The sequence below is a fragment of the Candidatus Omnitrophota bacterium genome, assembly GCA_030688425.1.
Lineage (GTDB): Bacteria > Omnitrophota > Gorgyraeia > Zapsychrales > JANLHA01 > JAUYIB01.
This window is the reverse complement of record JAUYIB010000007.1, coordinates 119,877-144,910: the sequence shown is the minus strand read 5'-3', so window position 1 is coordinate 144,910 and position 25,034 is coordinate 119,877. Positions and strand designations below refer to the sequence as shown.

The 25,034-nt window shown below is 57.0% G+C and carries 1 protein-coding gene (only partly in view); it reads right to left on the bottom strand.

Positions 1–25,034 carry part of the coding region annotated (locus tag Q8Q08_00405) for an inositol monophosphatase family protein (GenBank protein ID MDP2652474.1) on the bottom strand (this coding region is incomplete at its 3' end). The annotated region is longer than the window, extending 64,580 nt past the left edge and 53,136 nt past the right edge, so 25,034 of the 142,750 annotated nt are shown.

Below are 25,034 nucleotides of genomic sequence, written 5' to 3'. Positions count from 1 at the left end.
ACGGTGTTCATGTAAGGTTCATCGACCATCAAACGGTAATCATAGATGATACGGTGCTCTTCTTCGGCGATCCTCAAGGCCTCGGCAACGTCCTCGTCCTCTTCCTTCAGGGCCTTGATGGTCTTCTCGAAGATTTCATACATGACCGTGTCGTGGGCCAGGAGAGGAACGGTATACACTTTGCCGTCCTTTGATTTGCCGTCTTCCGGCATGGCCAGCGGCGTTCTGGTCATCGGAATGAACTTGACGATGATTTCGCCCCGCTTCTCCCGGCTCGGGTTGATGTCGATGCCGAACTGGGTGAGTTCAACAGGTTTCTCTTCCCAGAACTTCTTTTCGAGGAGCTTCTCATCCGCGGCCTTGACCTCTTCCTTGGTCGGCTGTTTCTCGGAGAAGAAGTAGATCAACGGCGTCCTGATATGCTTGCTACGGCTGACTTTATAGGCCTGGTAGAAGACATTCACGAAGGACTTGGCGGAAAGCTGATTGACCATCGGCCTCGCATAACCCATCCAGAGCTGGGCCATGAAGGCGGTGAATTCCGGATTGTTGATCTCGCGGATATAACCCATGATGGCCTTGATCTCGCTGCTCAACTTGCTCTTGCCGAGCAGGAGGCCGAGGCGCTGTTCCACCACCGCTTCGTCACTCAAAGCGACCTGCTGCTCGATGTAATCCGCGTCCGTCAGCTGATAGAGAATCTCGCGGAGCTTGTTGCTGTCGATATCCCTGCCGTAACCGATGCCGCTGATGTCCGCCACGTTGGCAATGGCTGCGGCGGCCAAGAGGTTCGTCAACTGCTCCGGCGAAATCCAGTCGGCAACGCCTTCGCGCACCAGTTGCTCCCTGACGCCGGCATACGTGTCATACCCGGAATTGAGACGGGTATACAAGCTGTGATGCAGAACGATAAACCTGGCCAGGGTGATGTCGTGCTCATGCGTAAAGCCGAGGCGGACCATCACTCTCTGGGCCAACTCCGGCCCCAGGGCCACGTGCTGCTGGACATCGATGGTCTTAGCCAGGTCATGGAAGAGGATGGTCAGGAAGAAGAAGATCTTGCGGTCAAGTTCGCTCTGTCTATCGGCGCTCTTGAGCTCGATGCTCACGGCTCTCTTATACACGGCGACCAGGTGTTTGAATTCCTCAATGGTCAGCTCATGCAGGCCCGGCACATCCGCGAGGTAGCGCTCATAAACTTCGCGATAGGTATCGGAATCATCCGCGATGCCGGCGGCTTCAAGCCGGGCGGCCTCTTCGATGAAGTAGAGCCGGCTCAAGACCTGGACAACGTGCTTATACATATTGAAGCCGTAATGACTGCTGGTATAGGCGATTTTTTCAAGTTCCTTGAATTCCGGCAGAAGCGCGTTCAACCGGCCCTGGTAGAAGAGGTTCTCAATGACCTGGACCGGGTTGACGCCAACGGAAAGCTCGCGTTTCAGATCGGCGTAATCCTTGATGTCCTGACGGCTCGTGACAGGTTTCTCTTTCATCTCCGTCATCTGCTTATAGAGGGTGGAGATAGCCTTGTCCTCACCCTGCTGGGTCTGGTCTCTCAACTTCTCGCGCTTGATCTGTTCCTTAAGGTCCTCTGTTTGATCCTTGATTTCCTTAATTTCTTTTTCGACTTCGGCTTTGGCTGCATCGTCCTTGGCCTCTTCCCTTTTCATTTTGAAATTCTCTTCGGTATTACTGACCAACAGGTTGTATAAGATGTCGATCATCTCGTCACCGTAAACCGCGAGTTCGCGCAGCATTTCGCTGTAGGAGAACATGTGCATGGCGTTGGCGGCCATACCGACGCTGTTGTCGGCAACGCCCAGCCGGCGGCCTTCTTCCAGGGTGTGCTTGAGACTGCCTTCCTTCATGGCCTTGCCGGCTTCCTCTCTCAAGGAGCCCTTGTGCGACTTGAAGGCGTTGGTGGCGCCGACGATGATGAACTTCACGTAATCCTGGAAGACGATCTCTTTGAGCTCTTCGATCTCCAGGTCTTTCTCGAATCTTTCCTTAAGGGTTTCGGCCGGGATCTCGAACTGGTCGTTGATCAGCTTCTTCAGGACGTCGGCGTATTCCTTGTCGTCCTTCTGCAGGTCCACGATCCAGGCCTTGACGTTGCCGCCCAAATAGGTATAAGCGAAGTGCACGGCCTTGACCGACGGATTCGAGCCGTAGTTGGCCAGGAGGTTCTGCATCCAGCGGTCGAACTGCCAGCCGTTGTTCTCGCGGATGAGCGCGAGGCCGACCTGCTTGACCGCTTCCGGAACGCCCTTCAGGTCCTTGACCATGAAGGTGATACCGGTCGGACCCCAGCGGCCGGTTTCCTGGCTCGGGGTGAGCCGCAACTGCGGCGTCTCGGTGGTCTTAAGGGCGTCGGATTTGTCCAGGGCCTTCTTGGCTCTCTTCTGGAAGCCGGGCTCGACGCCGCCGCGCAGCCCGCCCTTGAGGAGGATGATGGCGCTGGACTTCTTGTTGGCAATCCTGTTGTCCAGGATCGCCAGGATCTTCTCGATGGTGCTGCTCACGCGGATTTCTCTGGCTTTGACAACATCCGCGATCTTTTCGGTAATAGCCAGCGGGTTGTCCTCTTCGCTGGAGACAACTTCAAAGGTCCCGGGATAATTTCTCAAATTCTCGTCCGTGGCGTCCTCGATGTCGCGTTCCGCGATGTCTTTCCTGGCCTTTTCGAGCTCTTCCCGGTTCTCCGGAGCTTCAGGATTCATGCTCTTGGCGCGCAGGGCGTTGGCCGCTCTCTTCTCGATGCTGGCGGTGAGGTAGATATCCAAGTAGGTCTTGTCCAGATACTGGTTCGGATAATACCCGCGGGACGAGAGGATGACCCACGTGGTCCTCGGCACGCTGAAGACGATTTCGCGGTCTTTCTCGCGCAGGAAATCCTCGACCTTCGGATGATCTTTCGTCATCTTGGACAGGGTCTTCCCGACCTCTTCACTGTGAAGCTGGGCATCGGAGAGATACGCGCCGTTCAGGTAGATATTGTTGTCGCGGATGACCACGTGGGCGCCGCGCAAGGCATAGACCAGGTTCTCATCAGATTCAAGAAGATTGACGTAACCTCTCTCGACCATCTCTTTGATATAGAAGGCATAGGCGCGGTAGAGCAACCCGATGTCGATGATCTCGGCGTTCTCGCCGCGCTTCACAAGCCAATCATAGATCAGCTTGGTCTGGGTGGACTTACCGGCGCGGGCCTGACCGACCAGGTTGATGACGCGGAACGGCACAAATTTGTCCAAAAGCTCCACGAGCGACAAGCTGCTCTTGGACTTGCCGAACTCTTCCTTGTGCTTGAGGACAAGCGCGAGGATATCCTTCTGGTAGACATTGACGCCGCTTAAATCTTTACCGGCGTAACCCACCGTCTTGATGACCTGGCCGAGGATTTCAACGCTGATGTATTTATCCAGCGTGAGCTGCCAGATCTGGACAAGAACTCTTTCTCTTAATTTGGCATCTCTCTTCTGGACCTTGTTGGCAAGGCGAACCAAGCGGCGTTCCAACGCCTCCTGGACCGGCTTATAGGCAGCGTGCGTGAGACCGAAGAACCGGCGGGTCGCCTTGGCCAGGCGGATGAGGTCTTTGGTATTCAAGTTGTAAATCTCAACAGCGTCCACCGGCAGGAACACGACCGCGACCTTGCGGGCGTCCACGGCGGCGTTCAGGTAAGCGATGTAATTACCCAGCACGTCGCTCTCGCTTCTGCCGGTGATCCTGGCGATCAACTGCTGATTCTCGGCGAGTTTTTCGCGCTTGATGGAAGCCATCTCATACGAGGAGCGGTTATAATCCGCGTAACCTTCGCTCTTCACCAGATATTCTTCGCGCTTCTTCAGGTCATCCAGGTCTTCCTGGGCGCGCTGGGCCGAGGCGACCAGTTCGGCAAAGCTCACTTTGGCCACCATGTTGCCGCCGGCGCTGGTGTAAGACGGCTCGAGGCGGGCCATGTAGGACGACTGCCAGAGCTGACGCAGGAACTGGTCATCGGCCTGGTCGGCGGACGTGCGGAAATTCTCTAAGGACGGCAGCTCGAGATAGCTCAAGAAGCTCTTCACCTGGGTCTCCTCTTTCTCGAACGTGCCCGCCACCGACTCGACCATGTTGCGCAGCCGGGTGTCGATCATCTCCTGCGGGCCGCGGACAACGGCGAAGAGCATGGACCCGCGCTCGCCGGTCAGGACATAGGCCTTGTCGCTGTCTTCCTTGACCTTGATGGTCTTGACCAGCCGGTCTTTCGCCAACTGGGCCTTGACCGCGTCCTGCCAGCGGGTCAGGTATTCCTTGGCCTCATGGTGGCTCGTCTTCTTGATCAATGCCTGATACGAGTAGGCCTTGCCTTCGTAGTGGAAGATCGGCGAGATGCCGACAAAGAAGGTCTTGTCGCCTTCTTCTGGTTTGGATTCGGGCGTTGTCCCGGCCGCTTCGTCAGCATCGAGCAGGTTGACCAGGAGCTCGAATAGGTTGGTGACTTCCTTGACTTCGCTATGGGTCCGGTTGCCGTAGATTTCCACCAGCTTCAGGCGGGACGACCGCTGGGACTTGACGCGGGCGGCGAGTTCCCGGATATCGGACAGAACGTTGACGATCTTGACCAGGTTGAATTCTTTCCCGCTCATTGTGGTGAAGGCCTCGTAGGTCTGGCCTTCGGCGCCGATCAGCCAGGTGAACACATGATAGAAAGCGTTCAGGTCCTTGAGCTGTCTCATCTCGAACATGAAGCGCTCAAAATGATAGAAGTAGGTCGGATCGGCATGCAGTCTCTTAATTTCGTCCTTGGCCGTCGTAAACGCCGCGCCGGCATTCAGGTTCAGGAGCCGGATGAACAGGGCCAGCCGGACCTTGAGGGCATGTTTGTCGGTATCCGAGATCGTGGCCGCGACCTCGTTGTGCGTGGCCATGATAAAGCTGAAGAGATCTTCTTCTTCGGCCGTCAGTTCGATCTTGCCGCGGAGCACATCGTTCGGTTTCGTTACGGCAAAGGTCTGCGCGGCGGAGATGTCGATATTCCTGTCGAAGGCGGGCACAACGCCGCCGTTCTTGACATAGGCCGCGTTGGAAACCAGGATCGTGCGCAGGAGATGGCCGAGTTGCTTGGTGATGGTGGACTTGATGATCTGGCCGTTGCGCAGCTCGATCGGATGGCCGAGGTTGACTTCGCTGAACGGATAGAATGGCCCATACGCCTGGGCTTCGAGGATGTCCAGGAGGATGCGGTCTGTCAAATGGATGTCGTTCTTTGTTCTCTGGGCGTTGGTCAGGGCGGGCAGGTCTTCATGGGCGTTGAACAACTTGTGGGCCTTCAACCATTCCGTGACCTGCTGCAGGCGGCCGCTTTCGAGACGCTTGCCATCCAGATAAACTGTGGCGACGAAACGGCCTTTCTTTCTAAGAGCATTGCGGTCTTCTTCATACTTCGGCGCGACCACGAATTCGATGACGCTGTTGATGTCTTTCTCGGTCAGGTCGTTCCTCTGGCTGATCAACAGGGCCTTGATGAAGGCCGGCATGATACCTTCGGCCATACTGTCGATGAAGCGGAACTTCGCGGCTTTTCTGGCTTCGGCAGAGCCGACGATGTGCTCGAGACGCGCCCACGTTTCTCTGGCGGCCTTGGCGAACTCTTCGTCTTCCTTAACGGTCTGGTTAAACTTGTTCAGAAGGAGCCGCCAGAAGTTGCCGTTCTCGGCGACCTCGGAAACCGTGGCGACCATGCGTCTCATCACGTAATGGACATAATCCAGACGGTCGCGGGAAATGTGGAAGACCCAGTTATTGTCGAGATACGCGGCCTTGTCGGCGGCCATCTGATACCCGGCGACGAAGTAGTTGGCGCCGTCGCGGGCGACATAGATATTTCTGATGCCGTTGGAATGACTGATCAAGAATTCGGCGACCTCTACCTGCAGGCGGCTGATCGCCACAAGCGCGGTGTGGAAGGTGTAGCGCGGCTGGGCTTTGTCGGCATAGGCCTCCTGGATGCCCTGGGCCAGGTAAAGCAGGCGCTGCTCGAGGTCATACTGGGAATCGATATCCAAGCCGGCAAGACCCGGATGAGTATTGATAAACTCACGGAGGATAACAATAATTTCCTGCGGCTTAATATATTGACCGGCATACGGCGCTAAATACTTATAGGCCTCAAGATAAAGGTTCTGCAGGTTCTTCGGTTCTTCTTCCTTCACAACCGTGACCGTCCCGGCCGGCGGCGCATTAGACGCATAGGTCTTATGGATATCCGGGGTCAGGGCATTGACATCCTTCTGCCAGACAGCCCATTCATGTCCGAGCTCATCCTGATACGGCGTGTGGACGGCGTTGGCGCCGGCAAAGATGGCGTGATACGGCACGTTCATCTTCTTGGCGTTCTCAACGATGTCCTTCAGGAAGCCGTACATCAACTGTTCGCGGACAAGGCCTCTTAACGTGCGGCGGTTCTCAAGCGTCTGGGCAGGCCCGACGATGATGTTCAGGAAGTCCTGGGTGGAGAGTTCCGAAACGTTTTGGATCTCGACCGCCGCGCCGTTGGGCTTGGCGCTCTGGGCGTTGAACCACTTCACGGCTTCTTCTTCGGTCAGGCCGAACTGCTTGAGGACTTCAACGCGGTTGTTGGTATCTTTCTCTGTCACAACCACGGCCTGGACCGGCCTGGCGAGATACTGCCACAGGAAGACCAGAGCGACAAAGTGAGCTGACTCCAGCGGATGCTTGCCGGCCTTGGCGTTCATGTCTGCCAAAGCCATTCTCTTCTCAACCGCGTCAGCCACTTCTTTCTCTTTGGTCTCAATCCATTTCGCGAATCTTTCCGCTTCGGCAGCGATCGGATTCATGGCAATCGTCTTCAACTCCTCGATTTCCTGGAGTGTCTTTTCATCTGTAACATCTTTGGCCAGCGATTCCAATCTCTTGAAGATACCGGTCCTGCCCCAAACCGTTAAGATCTCCTTCGGACTCAACGCTCTGGGCAGGGCGAACCGGACATCGGCCCACGGCTCTAACGCGTTGACCAACAGGCGGCGGACGTAGAAATCAACGTCCTTGAAGGCCAGCAGGCCGACTTGTTTCGCCGTCCCGAGGGCAGCCATCTCGGCCGGCAATTCCTTAACGGCGTAAGGTCTGGTCGCAACAACTGGCTTGGCCTTCGGCGTAATGGCCAGTTCAGGAACCGTTCTCTGGTCCTTGAATGTGACCTTGTTCCCTCCGTTGAGCTTGCTGACATTGGACAGCTTGCTGATCTCGATGGACATCTCATCATACTGCTCTTCCACATCCGACTTCCCATAGAATCTGGTCATGAATTTCTCGGTATCGCTCTGGGCATGTGACTCAATAAAGATTCTCTTGGCGATATGGCTGACCAGTTCGTGATACAGGATCTTGAGTGTCAGATACTCACCCTGCTCAAAGTAATACGGATGGAGGATAACCGTCTTCTTTAAGATGCTGGAAGAGGCGATATACGGCTGGACTTCATTGGCGGCCACCAGATGCCCTACTCCGGCTTTGGTGGTGACAATAATGGTGAATTCTTCAGGCAATGTGAAGCCCGGAGGCGCCCGTTGAGCATTGACCAGCTTCCTCAACTGCTCAATCAGGACTTCTCTCCAGCCAAGCTCCAAATCCCCTTCTTCAATATGGAGAGTGATGTCCTTGTTATCTTTCAAAGTCACCTTAACTTTGGCAATTGTGCTTTCCCCATATTGTGCTATCGCTTTCCGCTGGGTTTCCACAGGGACGGGCAATGAGGAATAAGGATTCTCATCACCAAAATTCAACTTCTTCCCACCTTTTTCTTGAATTCCCTTAAGTGTATTTTTGCTAATATCTACCTTCTTGCCTGTCGCAGCTTCGATTCGAGCTTTAGCTCTGGCAAATCTTTGATCTTCTTTTTCAGCCTGACGAGGATGGACAAAATGATCGTGAGGAACAACAATATCAATATCCGCATTCTCGTCTACCGTTCCACGAGCCCGGCTGCCAAAAAGACGCCAATCTGCAATTCCTTCCTCTTGTAAAATTTGATTTATCTGCCGGTACGATATCTCTTTAACACGTGTCGATCTCGACCTCGACCCTGAACCTCTTATAGGCCAAGCAACCATTTGCGCAAGACGAGTTATCTCCTCTTCATCAAGGGTTATATCTAGACTCCTAATTGCTCGGACTAGGAATCTTACTCTTCGGTCTGTCACGCTCCAATTCGGATTACCAATAGGCGAACTCATCTCCTTATAGGCACTGACTAGTCGCTTCTGCAATTCTCCAATAACGGATTTGTCTCCCAACAGTGCTAGGTGATTCGCAGCCAATTCCTGTACTTCCGAATCCCCGTTTTTCAGAGCAGCGAGAGCAGCCCTCGTTTTTTGTGTATTGTTCGCGCCCAACTTTTGCAAGTTCTCCATCAGGCTTTGATACTGGGCAGCAGTATGAGCATGTCTTGCTTGAATCATCAAATAATTTTTCACTATCCAGTTAAACACATTCAAAGTCCTAGTTAATCGAGCCATCGCAGCTGTACGCACCCGGTCTTGGTGGGCGTACGCATAATCGTGAAGTCCTGCATACCAACTCTCATCAACATAAGAGTACTTGGATTTAATAATATTCCGTATCAATACAACCGAATTCCACAATACGAACGAAAGTAGGACCGCCACCCCTAAAACAACAATGACAATTAATGCAGACAGATACCACGGCCCCAAGACCACCTTAGCGACTATCATCATGAATATTGCACTTACACTGTTCCAGGCCCCTGTTAAAAGTAACGCCCAGATTGCACTCATTCCTAAAATCCCGATAAGAGCAGATATCATGTATATCCGAGAAATGAACCCTCGCGGGTAATGTTTTCCTCGCAGAGCATCGATAATTTTGGTTAACTTTTTATGAAGCATTGTGCTTTTATAGCCCCGAGCATAATACCCATCATCTGGGCCACCATCACCACGGTCCCATACGGAAGGTGAGAATCTCTCGAATTTTGACTCCACCAACCTCAAAAATCCTATTACAATCCAACGAATTACCGGGATAAAAACAACAACTAATGTCGCAATCGCTAACCATGGATAAGCGGCAATTATACCCATTATCAATTTGGCAACCTCGGGTACCCCTAAGAAGGCCAAGAATATGTTGGTATATAACCGGGTACCTTGGGCTTCATGGTCCCTATGTACGACCTGGGAAAGCTTCTCTTTAATAACGTCCATCTTGCTCTTCTCTTTCTTGTATTCCATCGCGCCGATGGACAGCGTGAAGGCGGGCAGGACCTGCATGACTCTGGCCCGGACAGCGATGTTTTTTCTCAAGGTCAACACACCGTTGACGGCCTCGAGGATATGCTCGAGCGATTCTTCGGCGGTGAGCGGGTTCTCGATGTCGAACATGAAGGTGTAGCGGCCGTTCCATTCGACCAGTTCAGCACCCAATTGCGCGGAAATGGCCTTCAGGGATTCCTTGTCCTGGAGGGTCACGTCCGTGATCTCGGCAACGGCCAGGCGGTAAATGCTCTCCTGGACAACGCCCTTGCGGATCTGGTCAAGCAGGGCATGGGCGAGTTCGGCGCTGACGCCCTGGATGAGGATGATGCTTTCGTCGCCGCGTCCCTGCAGGAGCTTGATCTTGAGGTTCGTGAATCGCTTATCCTGCTTTTCCTTGGCCTTATCATCTTCCTTGGCCGCCTCTTCGATCCTGTGGATGACATCCTGCAACATGATGCGGATCTTACCGGCGAGTTTGTGCTGACGGCCCAATACCGCGTGATAACGGGTCAGGTGGTCTGTATCCACAAAAGCCATGACGAATTTCTCCCCGCTCTGCATCAACTTAAAGGTTTCCTCCTTGCCGCTGGCCTCAGGCGTGATCTCCGGATTTCTTCTCATGATCGGGCCGCGATATTCGAGCGAGGTCTTCTTCAGGGCCTCGGCGACCTCGGCCGGGACGACCTTGCCGTAGATGCCCGGCTTCAAGGTCTCGCTCACCGGGCCTTCCGGCAGTTTGTCCTCGTCCTTGACCTTTTTGTCCTTGCTCTCTTCGGTCTTCTTCACGATCACCAGGCGGCCGGAGCGGACAAACGCGCTCAGGTTGATGAATTTCTCTTCCATCAACTGCTCGAGGCCTTCTCTGCTAATGCGTGGCGCGGCCGAAAGATACGTTCTGCCGGCCGGGACGAGGTAGACCTCAACATAAGGATGCTTGGCCATGATCTGCTCGATCTCCTTGAGGGCCTTGACGGTCGCTTTAAGGTCGCCCAGCACGACAACGAGCTTGATGGTATTCTCGTATTCCGCAAGGTTGACCGTGCCGGCCGCGATCGTGCCGAGCTCAAGCTTCTTAATACTTTCCTTCTCCTGCTTCTTCATGAGCTTGGCCGCGTCCACGCCCTTGACTCTCTTCAAAGCGACCTCGACCGCGCGGGCAACCGCGGTCTGGAGCTGTTCTTTGGTCTGGATCATTTCCTTGATCGTCTTCGTCTCAAAAATCGGCTTCCAGGCGAGGGTCTTTCTGACAAATCTGCGGATAGCCGCGACATCTTTAATGCTTAACTTCTGATGGGCCTTCAATTCTTTTTCAATCTGGCTTAACAATTGTTTGATGATATCTGTAATTACCTTTAAGGTAATGGGAGACGTGGCGATATCGGTTTCGGTCATATCCTTCCAGGCCACGCGAATGTTCTTGAAGAAGTCCTTCATCGGCTTCTCGATATCCGTGCCCAGCAGGATCTTCATCAACGCTTCATCGATCTCTTCTCTGGTCTTGTCCTTGATGTCGATGACCTTTTCCTGATAGAAGGCGATCACGGTCTCAACGCCCTCTTCGCGGTCGAAGTTGGCCTTGCCTGTGACCTTGCTCAAAATGTCTTTCTTCTGCCTGGCCTGCTTAATCATGTCCTTGAGATCGATGCCGAAGAGCTCGAGGAAGGCCGTTACCCCTAAGCGTTCCATCACCTGCAGGGCCACGATCGCATCCGGGGCGTGAAGGAAGATGCGTTCGACCATCTCATCGATGCCGTACTTGTCGTTGTACATGGCTCTCAAATCTTTGGCCGCGCGCGCCTGGATTTCTTCTTCGGACAATTTCGGACCAGCCGCCGGAGCCGCTACTGCCGCACCGGCAGGAGCCGCTGCCGCCGCGCCTGTGCCAGCCGCTTTGCCGGCCGCAGGTTTCGCCGCTGCCGCACCGGTTCCAGCCGCTGCCTTGGCACCGGCTGCAGGAGCCGCCGCAGCGCCTGTCCCAGCCGCTTTGCCAGCCGCGGGTTTCGCCGCTGCCGCACCGGTTCCAGCCGCCGCCTTGGCGCCAGCCGCCGGAGCCGCCGCAGCGCCCGTCCCAGCCGCTTTGCCGGCCGCAGGTTTCGCCGCTGCCGCGCCCGTGCCGCTCATCGCCGCCGGAGCCGCTGCCGCAGCCGCCGGAGCCGCCGCGCCACCCTGGGCCTTCAGACGGCTTTCGATACCGGCCTTGAGCTCCAACAATTCCTTAATCACGACAAACTTGTTCTCATCGGTCTCGTCTGTGATGCTGCGGAAGAATTTCTCCAGCAATTCCAGGTCCTTGGGCTCGACCGACGCCTCGCCGTAATGTCTGACAATCTCCATCACCATGCGCATGGCCTGCGGCAGATCGATGTGGCCTTCTCTCTCTTCCATGGTCAGTTCCGGATTGTTCTCGTCATAGCCGCGATACGGGTTGCGGATCGCCAGATGGCGGGCCTGAAGATCGTCGATACTGCCCTTATCGGCCCAGAAGGCGCCGGTCTTCAGGTCAACCGCCACGCGGTCAACCGAGAAGTAGAAGAGATTCTTCTTAAAGAGGTGCTCAAACCCGTCCTTGATATAAAGGTAGCCCTCTTCATCAATGGCGCCCAGGATGTCGATGGATTTATGATCGACAACCTTGACCGACTTGGCCAGGGCTTCCTCTTTGCCCGCGAAGACTTTCTTCATGGCTTCTTCAGCCACGCCCTTGCGCAATGTCCAATAGAGGAAGTGATAGAGGTCCTTGAACGTCTGCACATCATCGCCCTTGGTGGCGACAAATTTCTCGCCGCCGAAGGACAATCCGGCCAGCAGGTATTTCTCGACCGATCTCTCGAAGATCTCTTTACTCCCGCCCTTGAGTTTGGCGGAGATAACGGCCTTGACCTTCAGGAAATACCAGGCCTTGGCGATAGTCAGGATAAACGCCGGCGTCATGGTCCCGGCGATCTTCTCGACCTCCGGCTGGGTGCCGTCTAGGATCGTCTTGTAGGCCGCGATGGCGATGGCCAGTTTCTGCTTTCTGGTGATCCGGACAGGAATGAGGATATCGATGTCGCCGGCCGGATTCAGGAGCTTATCAAGCGTCAAGGTGCGGTCCTTCTTGAGATGAATGTCCCTGATGCTGCCGCCGAACACCATGGCTTCTCCGGCCTTCAGCCCGGCGTCGGCGACAAAGGTCTTGAGCTTCGCTTGCACTTCGGCCTTGACCTGGCCCTGCTTCTCCAGCTTCACGGGTTCTTTGGCTTCCTTCTTCTCGAAGAAGGCCTTGTCCGGATAGGTGAAGGCATAGAAGATGCCGACGATACCAGATACGATCCCCGCAAACAACGGGTGCCCGACATTCTGAACAAACGGCTTGGTCCCGTCGCCGAGCAGGAATGTCACGATCTTCTTGCCGTTGAACATGAACGGCCCGAAGATGAAGGCGAGCGGGAACACATGGAAGAAGAACTGGCCGACAACGCCTAACGGATGCAGCGGAGCCAGGATCAGCGTCAACAGGAGATACACGCCCATGCGGATGGACGGGGCAAAGACCTTGGCCAAAACCTCGAACGGAATGATCGGCTGTTTGGTGATCTTCTCACCGCGGGTGAACACGCCCGGCGTGCCGGCGATGGCCTGGCGGACCTTTTCATCATGGAGCGGGATGAACGGCAGGAACATGAACACCAGACTCCAGAAGATGGTGATGTAACCCATCTTGCCCGTTGTCATGTAGGTCTTCCAGAATTCTTTCTTAACAAATCTGCTCCAGAACCCTGCGGTCAAGATATTCTTCCAGTTGCCGTCCTTCAAAATCTTTTCTTCCTTCGGATGAGCATCCATGAAGGCCTTGACGCCGGCGGAGGTGATGGACTGCGTGAAGATATACTGGACGCCCATCAGGAACAGCGGCCAGGCGATGTGGCTGAACGGCGAGAACAACAGGAAGAAGGAGAACACGAAGATCATGATGTTGTAACGAGGAATGATCGGCTTGTTGAAGTAGAAGTCCCAGAGCATGAAGAGGCCGGCTTTCTCGGTCCAATGGACCTTGTCGCTCTTCATCAGGAGCTGGAAGGCGATGTTGAACGATTCTTCCGTGGTCAGACCCGGGAAGCGGGTGATGAACGACTGCATATACGGCAGGGTCTTTTCACGGCCTCTGCGCAGGACAACCATACGGCTGGAATCAATGCGATAACCTTCCTCAAGCACGGCATTACCGGAGGTACTGTCTTCAATGTAGCTTTCATGACGGAGGTTTCTCGACAAGGCCTCGAATTTCCAGATGGACGGACCGTATTCGGACTGGGCCGCGCCGCGGCTCTGGCCGAGAAGCACGCGCAGGTTGAAGGCGTTTTCGCTGACGGCCTGGTTGCGGCTGGTCGTGGTGATGTCCTCATCTCCGCCCTTGAGGGCCGGGGTCACCAGCCCGAGGCGCTCGTTCGTGCTGATGCCATAAATTTCAAACGGCAGCAGGAAGAAGTCCACCGGGAAGGCGAGGTGATCCCAGTCGCCGGCGAACACCGCGGCCGGCCGTTCTTCGCTGTGCTCGATGAACGGTGCGGCAAAGGCCCAGCGCTGGCTCTTGACGGTGGCGCCTTCCTCACCGAGAGCGTTCTCAAAGTTCACAATGGTCCTGGCGCCCTTCTTGTTCAACTGCCACGGCTCAATACCGTCTTCCATCAATTCTTTCACGAGGTCTTTGCCGTACTGGTCGAGGTTGTTCGGGAAGAAGCTGTAGGTGGCGACGAACCTCACGTAGTCCTCGACCTTCCTGTTGAGGCCTTCCTCGGAAAGGTTCTTGTTCCTGGCCTTGAGGGCGTGCTTGAGGAAGAGCCGGTAGCTCAAGTAGGCCGACGTGTACTGGGACTTGACCGTCTTGTAGTAGTTGGTCGAACGGTAGGAAATCCATTCGGTGATCAGCTGACGGGAAATTTCTTCTTTGCTCTTTCTCACGCCGTTCTGACGCAGGACAATCTGGATGATCTCAACGCTGCGCTTGAAGGTGGTGTCCGCCTTGAACAGCTCCAGCACCAGAGCTGGCGTCGTCTTTTCTTTGTTCAGATCCATGCCCTTGAAGATCTTCTCCCGGATATAAATGTCCCATTCCTGGGCAAAGGTGTCTTTGATCATCCGGAACGTGGTCCTGTCGGCCGGGACCAGTTTGCCGCTGATTTCATCCACGACCTCGGTCGCATCCAGCTCTTCGTCGGTCGGCAGGAACAATTCGTGGACGCCGGTCATCAAGAAGTACAAGCGGCGCAGACGGTTCAAGTCGATGTTCTCGGCCTTCGGCGACAGCCCTTTGGCCTTGTAAACAACCACCGTGTTAAAGAACTGGGTGACCATCCGTTTGGCGCGGGCCACCTTGAGAGGCGGAAGGGCCTTTTTGTCCTTCAGGGCTTCGCGGAGCATCCGGGCCTCTTCTTCGGTGACCATCGAATAGTTCAACAAAGTGCCCTTCACCAGCACTTCTTCAAAGGATTCCTTCAAGAATTCGTCTTCGCGGACCACATCCATGATCTTCTTGCCCTGTTTGCCGCGGAACAGTTCGGCGGACTTGGACACCCGGTTGCCTTCGGCATCGATCTTGGCGCTGTTGACCTGTTGATAGGTCTTGATCGCGTTCAGATTCTCATCTTTCTCCAGCGCCTGGGCCTGGGATTCGACCATCAGATACCACCAGGCCCTCAAGCTGACGCGCAGGTTGATAAGGAAGATGAGCCCCATGAGCGGCCAGGCGATGAGCGGCACCATGCCGATGGTGAACCAGATAAAGGCGCCCAGCAGGACCGAGTTGCTGATCGCCCACCAGCCGAAGTAGGAGTTGAAGAAGTAAATCTGGTGTTTGAGTCTCGCCTGATCGTCATCCGTCCTCGTCATCGGAATGTATTTCGAGGAGAAGATATCCAGGAGGATCCGCGGCAAGTGCTTGAAGTGGAAGGCCAAATACGGCAACGTCACGTAAAATTCCCTGGACAGGAGCGCGAAGATGCCGACCGTGAAGAGCCACTTGCCGAACCCGAGGGCCGGGAAGAGATAGATGGCCAGGCCGATGAAGGCAAAGGTCATGACGCTCCAAACCGCGCGCATCACGGCCCCGCCCTGGACCGGATAACTCGAAAATTTGTAGCCCTTCTTCTCAAGGTTGACCTGGAGGTAATCCTTGATCGCCGGCATGATTTTCTCCTGGATGAGGAGCTGTCTCTCTTCTTTGCTGTCATGGACCATCTGGCGCAGATAACGGGTCCCCAGGAGGCCGACCGCATCGTCATCGTTCTCTCTGGCCAGATCCAGGAACAATCTGAATTCGCGGTCCGTGATCCGGATGTCGAACTTGCGTTCGCCGGTGCTGTAGGTCCTGAACTCGTTGAAGATCTCGGTGACGATCCCGAGGAAGAGCTTGGCCACCGGCTTCACGAAGAATTCGCCCTTGAAGTCGAGCATGGCCTCTTCATCGTCGGCCTCGACCTTTCTGTTCTTGAACTCTTCCTTGATTTCCTGCTGCATCATGAAGTAGATGTTCTTGAGTTCTTCATTGGGGGCCGAGTTCACCGGATAGAACCGGTTCAACAAGGTGTCGATATCCTGCTCATAAATCTCGGCCATGTATGCGACCGCCTGATCGATCAGGGAAAGATGCGGCACCATCTTCTGGATGCGGGCCAGGATCTTCTTGTCGATTTGCTTGATATCGGCTTGCACGGCCGCCGCCGGCTTGGCCCCGCTGGTCTTCCGAACCATCTTGACCGTGCCGAAGATCACGCCCTTGACCAGCGCGCCAATCCAGGCAACCGGCTTACCCACGCCTCTCAATAACCTCATGGCCTTTTTGCTCAAAGTCTTGGACAAAAATTTCGTTGCGCCCAGAAGCAGAAGCGGCAACAGAACGGTGATCAACACCGCGCCGATGCCGACGACCATCACCAGTGTCACCAAGACATTACGCTCGCCAGTGAACTGTTCAGTGAAGTTGGCATACCAGGAGTTTTTGATATGCTTGTTAAACGTGACCCAGAAGTATTCGGTCACCGATTCCCAGCCCTCGGACTTGTAATCTCTCCAGATGACCGGGTTGAACTTGTTGGCGACTTCGTACTTGGCGATGTCGAGATAGTAGACCGTGCCCTTGCGCTGGCCGACCGTAAGCGCTTCGTTTCTCGGCATGATCCGCAGGAACGGCGACTGGTTGTTGACCTTCTCGCCCCTGGCGCTGAACGCGGCGGTGGTCGCCTCGCGCCCGTCGATGAAGTTGTTGCGGAAGATGTCCAGCGAGAAGACGTCGTAGAGCATCGAGCCCCAGCTTCTCTGTCTCCACGGCTTGCGGATATCCTGGTCCCAGACCACGAACACGCTGTGGGTCTTTTCGACGGAAGCGTCGTCCTCGAGATACTGCGGGTTGACCTTCATGGTCGCGGGTTCGACCAGGGCGGTGAAATGTCTGGTATACGGCGTTCTCACGCGGGCGTCCTCGAGGGCCAGGGCCTCGTCGAACCCGGCTTCCGGCCGGTAGGTCTTGACCGGATAGCTGTGGGCGTCGAAGAACACGATCTTCGGCTCGGACGCCAACGGTGTGCCTTCATGGTATTCGGCGAAGAGCCGGCCGTCATCGAGCCGGACCACGCGTCCCCGGATGCTCTGCTTGGCGCGGCGGACGTCCGCGGCGCCGTAGACCACGACCGGCACTTCCTGGCCGGTGATGTCCTGGGCCTTGACGATCCGGCGGTTGGAGCTGGTGACGATGGCCGGGCTGCCTTCGTAATTGACTTCGTCCACGCCCTTGGCCTTTTCATAGAGGACGGTCTTGCTGCCCTCGGCCAGGCGGTCGTCGCCGCTGTCGGCATACTGCAGGAAGGTGATGAAGGCCGCGGAATTGTCCGTCGGGAAGCCGGTCTTCGGATCGAACGTCTGGGAACCGGTCATGGTCAGCACCAGTTTGCCCTGGCCGTTGCGGCGCTCTTCGCGGGTTTCGGACAGATAGCGGAAATTGATGTCGTCGCGCGTTCTCAAATACGTCCTCAGGAAATCATAGCGTCCCTCGCGACCTTCGGAGCGGTTGAGAGCTTCGTTCAACTCATCGTTGACGAACCCGCGCTTGACCTTGTAGATGATGTGGCCGCGGACCTCATCCAAATCCGTGTTGTTGGAGTAAGAGTCGATCGTTTCGCTGCCGTCCGGATGGACCAGCGTGGCGATGGTCCGGGTGGCGATGTCGAACAACCCGTACTTCTTCTCGCCGTCGGATTCGTAAAAGCTGTAAATCTTGTAGGCCGGCACGAACAGGCCGAATTCCATGCGGCCGAAGTGGACTTCATGCACGTTGCCCTTGGCGTCACGGATTTCCTGATAATCGATGCGGACCGGCTCAAGCTCGCCGGGCACGCTGTAATACCGCTCGCCCTGGAAGCGGATCTTCCGGATGCTGTTGAAGATCTTGGTGAGGTCAACGGCGTTGACATCACGGATCGCCTTGCCGTCGGCATACAGAACGGTGCTGCGGTCGATCAGCTCGCCGACGGTGCCGTCGGAGTTGACGAGGTAGGTTTCGGAACGGTTGGCCAAGTCGATCATGCCTGTCGTGCCCTCGTAGTAGATCTTCGTCACCTTGGACGGCACAAATCTCTTGGTCAGGGAGTCGATTTCGCCTTCGAATTTCTCAACCACGCGGCCACGGCCGTCCTTGACTTCCTGCCAGACCAGGCCGGTCTTGTGGGCCTTGATCTGGACATACAGCTTGCCGTTCTCTAACTTCAGCGTCGTGGAGGTCGTGAACGCGCCCTTCTCCCCGCCTTCCAGGATGCGGGTGACGGCTTCCCAGGCAATGCCGTACTTGTCGTACTTCGCAAACTCGATGACTCTCTGCCGCACGAAGCGGCCGTTGTTGTCCAGGATGCCTTCAAACTTCTGGAGAAGCGTATCTTCAGCGTCTTTGAGCTCCTGCCAGACAAGACCGCTCAGATGGTTTGTGGTCTGGTCAAGCACCGCGCCGGTCACCGGATTGACATTGACAACCGTCGTGCTCTTCAGCTTCAGGCCGAGCCCATCCACCGCGTTGCGGTCATAGAGATGCGTGACGCCTTCGTAGAGCGGCTGTTTGTTCAGGCCCAGGGTGGAACTCTCGGTATAGACCGTGACGACCTGACGCTGGAACTGGCCGTTCTTGAGAACGCCGTCGTATTTTCTCTCCTTGCGGCCGGCCACATCGATGACTTCCTGCCAGACCAGGTTGCCGCCGTTGACCTTGGCTTTGTGGTCGGTGATCTCGACCGTGGTCTTGCCGGTGGACTCGTCATACGCGACGGTGCGGCCGGAGCTCACCAGCTCGATCTTCCGGCCGTTCTCCATGATATAGGTTTCGGCCCGGTCCGGAGCGCCGTAGCGGTTGTTGTAGGAGCCGGCCTCGGTGCCGTAAATGTAATAGGTTCTCTTGTCTTTCAGGTCCAGCGTGGCCAGGTCGTTGTTCTGCTCCCATATCTTCTTGCGGGCGTCGGCCTTGAGATACGCCTCGGTGCGGGACTTGTAGATATTGCCGACGTCGTTCAGCTCGTCGCGGCGGACCACCAGAGCTTCCTGGCCGTCCACAACCTCAATGCCGAGGTCATGGGACACGGCCACCGGCTGGCCGGTGAAGCTGAACTGTTTGAAGCTGACCGGCAGTTTCGCGGCTTCAAGAGCCTTGAGCTCTTCCTGCTGTTTCTTGAGCTCGGCCTCGACCTGCTTGAGGTCGTTCTCGAGCTGGCGGATGTCCTGCTGATCATCCGGCTGGGCCGCGACAGCGGCGGCATAGGCGTTACGGACGCCGAAGAGGCGGGCCGGCACGCCGGATTCATCCATGACTTCGCCTTCGCCCGTCAACACGGACGGTCTGGCCGGAACCGCGGCCGCCAGGAGGTAAGACGGATTCACAACCGGCACGGGCTGGACCGGCACAGGCGCAACGCCCGCAGGCACGTTGATCACCGGAACGGCCGGCACGTTGATCTCGACCTGCGGCCGGGCCGGAACGGCCTTGAGCTGTTCTTTGCGTCTCTCGAGTTCCTTCTGGATCTTTTCTTTGCGCTCGATGTTCAGCCGGATCTGCTCTTTCAATTCCTTGATCTTCTCGGCATGCGCAGGAACCGCGACGCCCGGCAGGACCTCGGTCTGCTCGGCCGTCGGGTTGGCCGCGTCAAGCTTGTAATGCTTGGCTTCGCGGCCTTCGATCACAGACACTTCGTTGACGCCGAGGGAAATCCGCTCCACGGTCTTGACGCCGACGCCGCGCACGACTTCGACCCTTTCTACCTGAACGCCCTTGCGGATCAGGTCGTTCCGGTTGGCCATCACATAATCCGCGTCGCGGAAGTAGCCGCGGCCGTCCTTCTCCAGAAGCAGATAATGGGTCTTGGCCATGGCCTCCATGTAAAGCTCGCCCAGCCGCCCGAGCTTGAGCACGGAGCTGTCGGCCGTGACGTCTTTGCCGGAAATGGTCGTGAGCCTGGCGCCCATGATGACCGGACGGCGGGTGGCGTTGCCGTTCTCGTCGTAATCGCCGGTCGGCATGTAGTTGATCCAGCCGTTGGCGCCTTCGGCCATGGCCTTGAGCGTCGCGGCGTCGAGCTTGACCATGCCTTCCGGCGTGTAGACCGCGCCGAAGCCGTTCAGGGCGGCCATGGATTCCGTGATCATCCGCACCGTGGACTGGACCACGACCGGCTTATCGCTCTCGAAGCTCACGACGCCGTTCTTCTTCGCCTCGGCGAGCACGGCCGGCAGGATGACCATGGTGTCGCCTTTGCCGATGCCGTTCTCATCCAGCTCGTCCAGATACTTCGTATACTTGATGCCCTTGTACTCAAGGCGGATGTAATGGCGGCCGTTGACGTCGCGGCGGATGCCGGCCTTGGCCAGGTCTTCGATCGAAATGTCCTTGAGCGGCTTGGCGAGGGCATACTGGCTGTCGGTCAGGGCGGCCGGCTTCTTGCCGTCGAGGAACAGGGCCAAGCCGGCGCCGCTGCCCTGGTAAAGATCTCTGGTCAGCTTCATCATCTCTTCGCCGAACACGACCACGCCGCCGAACGGATCCAGGTCGGCGCGGATGCTGTAGAGGGCTTCTCTCACGCGCTTGGCCTCATCGGCGTTCGCCGCGTCAACCCCGCCCACGCGGAACTTGGCCTCGAGGTCGGTCAACTCGCCGAGGTCATACGGGGCGATCACGCCGTCGGTCGCGAGATCGTAGTCCGCGCCGATGCCCTTGATCTTGATGGCGTCCAGCTTCCTGAACTCTTCCTTGAGCTTGGCCAGCTTTTCTTCCTTCTCTTTCGTGTCGTGCTTGCTCTTGGTCCCCTTGTCCTTCTTGGCCTTCGTGATCTCAGACTCGAGCGTGGCGATCTCGGTGGCGAGTTCGTACTTGGTCTTCTCTTCCTTCTTCCAGAAGGTGAGGAACTTCTTGAAATCATCCAGGCGCAGGAGGTTCAATTTGGCGCGGAACGACGGGGTGCCGTCGCCCGTCATGCCGGCCGCGACCTCGCCGGTCTTGCTGGATTTGGTCATGCTCAAAGAGCCGTTGAAGTTGCCGCGGACGTCCTGGCCGACGCCGATGCGCAGGTAATCGGTCACCCTCAGGTTCATGCCGTAGGTCGCGGCGCCCTCGATGCTGCGGAAGTAGGCGGTCAGGTTCTTGTAGGTACCGCTGAAGCCGTAACGTTCGGCCCCGATGCCGTATTCGCCGGTCACGAACACCGGGCCGAGCCGGGCATCGGCGCCCACGGAACCGAAGGTGCTCGTCTGCTCTTCCCAGAGGTCGAGGAAGCTGCCTTCATGCACGCGGTTCATGGAGAAGTTCAGCGTCAGGTTGTCGTTCACTTCGTGCTTGAAGGTGAGCTTCTGGAAGTCGTATTCATCCTGGCTACGCAGGGTGATGTTGTTCGCCTCGTAGGCCACCTCGTTGGTCAGCGTGTCCATGATCTTGATGTCGGTCTGGGCCGTGCGGCTGGCGTCGGCGTAGCCGATCTCGAGGACCAGGCGGTTGCGCTCGTTGATGTCTTTCTCGATGATCCCGGACAGGCCGCGGGTGGTGCTCTGGTCGCCGGTCGTGTTGACCTTCAGGATGCCGGCGATGCCCATCCGGACCGTCTTGTCGCTGATCGCGATACTGTCGATGATCAGGATGGCGTTCTCTCTGATCTCCTTGTCTTCGGACGCATCGCCGAGGGACGCCAGGGCCGACTGCTGATACTGGTAGCCCTGCTTGTAACCCACGGCGATCTTGTGGATGGCGCGGTCGTTGTCCACGCCGGACGTGGTGACGTTCAACAGCATATAGCGGTTCTGGGCGGCGCCGGGCGCGGTCGCCTGCAGGGTGCCGACGTAGAAGTCGATGTTCGGCAGGAAGTTCTTCAGCGCGAACTGCTGGAAGGTCGGAATCAGTTCATCCATGCCCGTGTGGATGTTCTCGACGCTGGCGAACCCGGCCTCGGCCAGCTCGATCTTGGTCCGGCCGTTGAAGGCGGCCATCTTCGCGTACGGGGAAACATCTCTGGTCTTGGGCACATACACATAAATCTGGTCGCCGATCACGGTCATGGCCGGCGGCGCGCGCGTGAGTTTGCTGAAGTAGATCTGCAGGGCGCGGGCCTGGTCTTCTTCCTTGCTGGTCTGGACCGGCCTGGCATTGATGACTGCCAGCATTTCGCTATGAACGGCGGCCAGCTTGGCGTTGTATTTCAGAAGGTTCGCGGTGTAAAGCTGCAGGGCCTTCTTGGCCTTGTCCTGGGCGGACGTGGCCAGGTTACGGGTCTCGCCGATGATCTGATTTTCCTTCAACTGCTTGAGGTTCGCCTGGTTGATGTTGGACAGCTCGGTCAACAGGTGCTCGAGCGGGTTCTTGCCGAACCCGATTCTTTCGGCCACGTTCTTCAGGGCCTGCAGGGCGGCGTCGGTCTCGAAGTCGAGGATGGCGCCGATCCTCTCCCCGGCCTCCTTACGGAAGTATTTTTTGTTCGCGATCAGGGCTTCCATGGCGTTGACGATGCGGCGTCTCTCAGTCAGCATCTCGATCTCTTTAAGGTAATACGGTCTCTTGCGGGCGATGATGGACTCGATCGATTCGTACGGCGCCGTGTCGATCCTGGCATCTCTCGGCAGCTGGACATCGCGAAGGCCGTACTCGGAGTTCAGGTACAGGTTCTTTTCCTGGTCCAGCGTCGGCAGGAAGGCTCTGATCAAATCAACAGCGTCCTTGGTCAGGAGGGCCTCCTCGTTGACCGGCTTGCCGTCGGCGTCAAAGTCGTTGTAATCGATGACCTTCTGCAGGTACACCCGGTCGTCCTCGTCGATGCGGTACAGGCGGCCCTTGGTCGTCCGGGCCTTGACCTCGGTGTCGTCGACTTCCCAGTAATTGGTGACTTCGGCGATCGTGCGGACCTTGCGGGCCTCGATCGCGGTCTTGTTAAACTCGATCTGCTCGGCCGTCAGCGTGACAGGGAAGATGGGCAGGCCGGTGTAATCGATGGCGCGGCCGGTCTTGGACTGCTCGAGCAGGACCTTGTCGCGAAGCAGCAGGTCATTCTTGCTGCTCAACAGCCCGGAGACATTGCCGAGCAGGGCCGTGGCCTGCTGGAGCTGCGGCGTGCCGTTTCTGATCTCAGCCCAAACGTCGCGGGTCGAATTCGGGTCACTGCTGTGTCTGCGCAGGGCGTCAATGACCCACTTGTAGGCCCAGAGCTGGCTGTTGAACCCGTGTTCAAGGTTCAGCCACGCTTCGGTGTGCGTTAACCATTCCTGGGTGTACTGATGCCATTCCGGCTGGGACATCGCGGCAGAGCGCGCAACCTGTTTCTGCCAGTACGGGATGGCGTCGTTCTGCAGGGAAGCGATGCGGCCGGGCCGGTTCTGGTACATGAACGGATTGAACGGATTATGGCCGTAATAATCCACGCCGCCGGTGACTTCATCCACGGTTGGGATCAGGTTCTCATAATTCCGGGTGGTGAGCATGCCGTTGACGGAAACGAGGTCTCTCAGCACCGGCTCGCCGTTCTTGGTTTCCAGCTCAAGGCCGTCGTCCTTTACTTTGACTTTGTACTGCTGTTTGTCGGCCGGCAGGCGGTCCGTCACGCCCGGCACGTCAAAGCCGAGATTATGGCGCTGGCGGTCGATGCGCACCAGCGACAGGTTGACGGCGGAGATGAAGCCGGCTTCGGTGGTGGGCAGGTGGCCCTGCTCGTCCTTCTCGCCGAGGCCGTGCACCTGGGCCCAGATCCGGCCGCTGCCGGCCAGGGTCCGGTTGAGGATGTCCAGCCCGTCGTTGGCCGCGTCGATCCGCTCGCTCAGGTCGGCGATGGCGTTGATCCCGAAGACCGTGGCCGTGGCGCGGTTCTTGAAGTCCATGATCTCCCCGCGGATGATCTCTTCCATGCTCTTGCCGGTCTTGTTTCTTTCGGCTCTCAACTCGGCGAGGTACTCTTCATAGGTCTTGAAGTTGCTGGCCGCCATGATGTGCAGGACTCTGGAGAGGGCGTTGCCGGAATCAAGCTTCACGTCCTCTTCGCCGAGCGCCTGCAGAAGCTTGTGGATGGCCTGGGCTTCTTCGAGGAACACCTTCTCGCCTCTGTGCTTCTCAAGGATCTGCAGGCGTCTCTGCAGTTCGGTGACCTGCCTGGAAACCGTTTCAAGTTCTTTCTGTTTGCCGTCCATGTCCCTCAGGGCGCCCTGCAGGGTGCTGAGGCCCTTGCGCAGGCTGTCGGTCAGCTTAAAGCCGGCGTCATTCAGGATCTTCTCCATGTCGCCGATGACCGCCTGGCCGTACCGGGCGGCCCTGGTCAACGGAGCGCCTTCGGATTTTTCCTGCGGGACGTTCAGCATGGCCCGCGTCGTCGGAGGCAGGAAGTGACCGTCCTGCAGATACGTCAGCTTGCCGGCTTCCTGGACAGCGGCCAGGGCCTGCTTCTTTCTCATCTGCTCATAAATGTTCGAGAAGTTCACGCTGTAATCCAGGCGGGCGACCTGGTCCTTGGTGCTGTCGAGGCCGTAGCCGGCGAGCATGATCCTCTGCGGCTTGCTGTCGCGGCCGGTCTGATAGTCGAGGATGACGGCGTCCTTCTCCTTGATCTGGCCGTCTCTGCTGTCCGCCAGGTCAACCCTCACGACCGTGTTCTCATCCAGGTCCTTGGCGACCAGGCCGTATCTGTTGGCTTCCTGTTCGCTGTAGAGGTAGATCGAACGGTCGCCGATGAAGTCCACTCTGGCCTTGGGCATCTTGGCCGGTTTGCCGACCAGGATCCCGATCTCGCCGTTGACAAAGGCGCCGCTCTTCAAGGCCCAGACGTTGGCGAGATTTTCTTCCTTCACGCCCTTGACCAGCGACGCGTTCAAGCCGGGCGCGGCCACGACCACCGGCGTGCCGGCCGGCAGTTTGACTTCCTCTAAGCTCTCGGTCTTGGCCTTGAGGTCCGGCTTGGTCATGTGCAGGCTGCGCTTCACCACAGTCCCATCGGATTTCTTCTGGCCGTAGACCAGCATATCCATGACGATCTTTTCGCCCGGCTTCACTTCGATCGTTCTCTGGTATTCGCCCTGGGCGTTGAAGACCAGCACGTGCTCGATTTTCTCGTTCTCAAATTTGGTGTTGTACCAGTAGCCGAGCTCGGCGGCCTTGCGGCTGTAGATGATGATCGGGTGGACCTTGCCCAGGCTCTTGGTGGAATCCACGTCGACCTCGACTTCTTTTTCGCCGAAATAGATCGTCATGCCGTCGCGTTTGGCCATCTTCACCGGGATCACGGA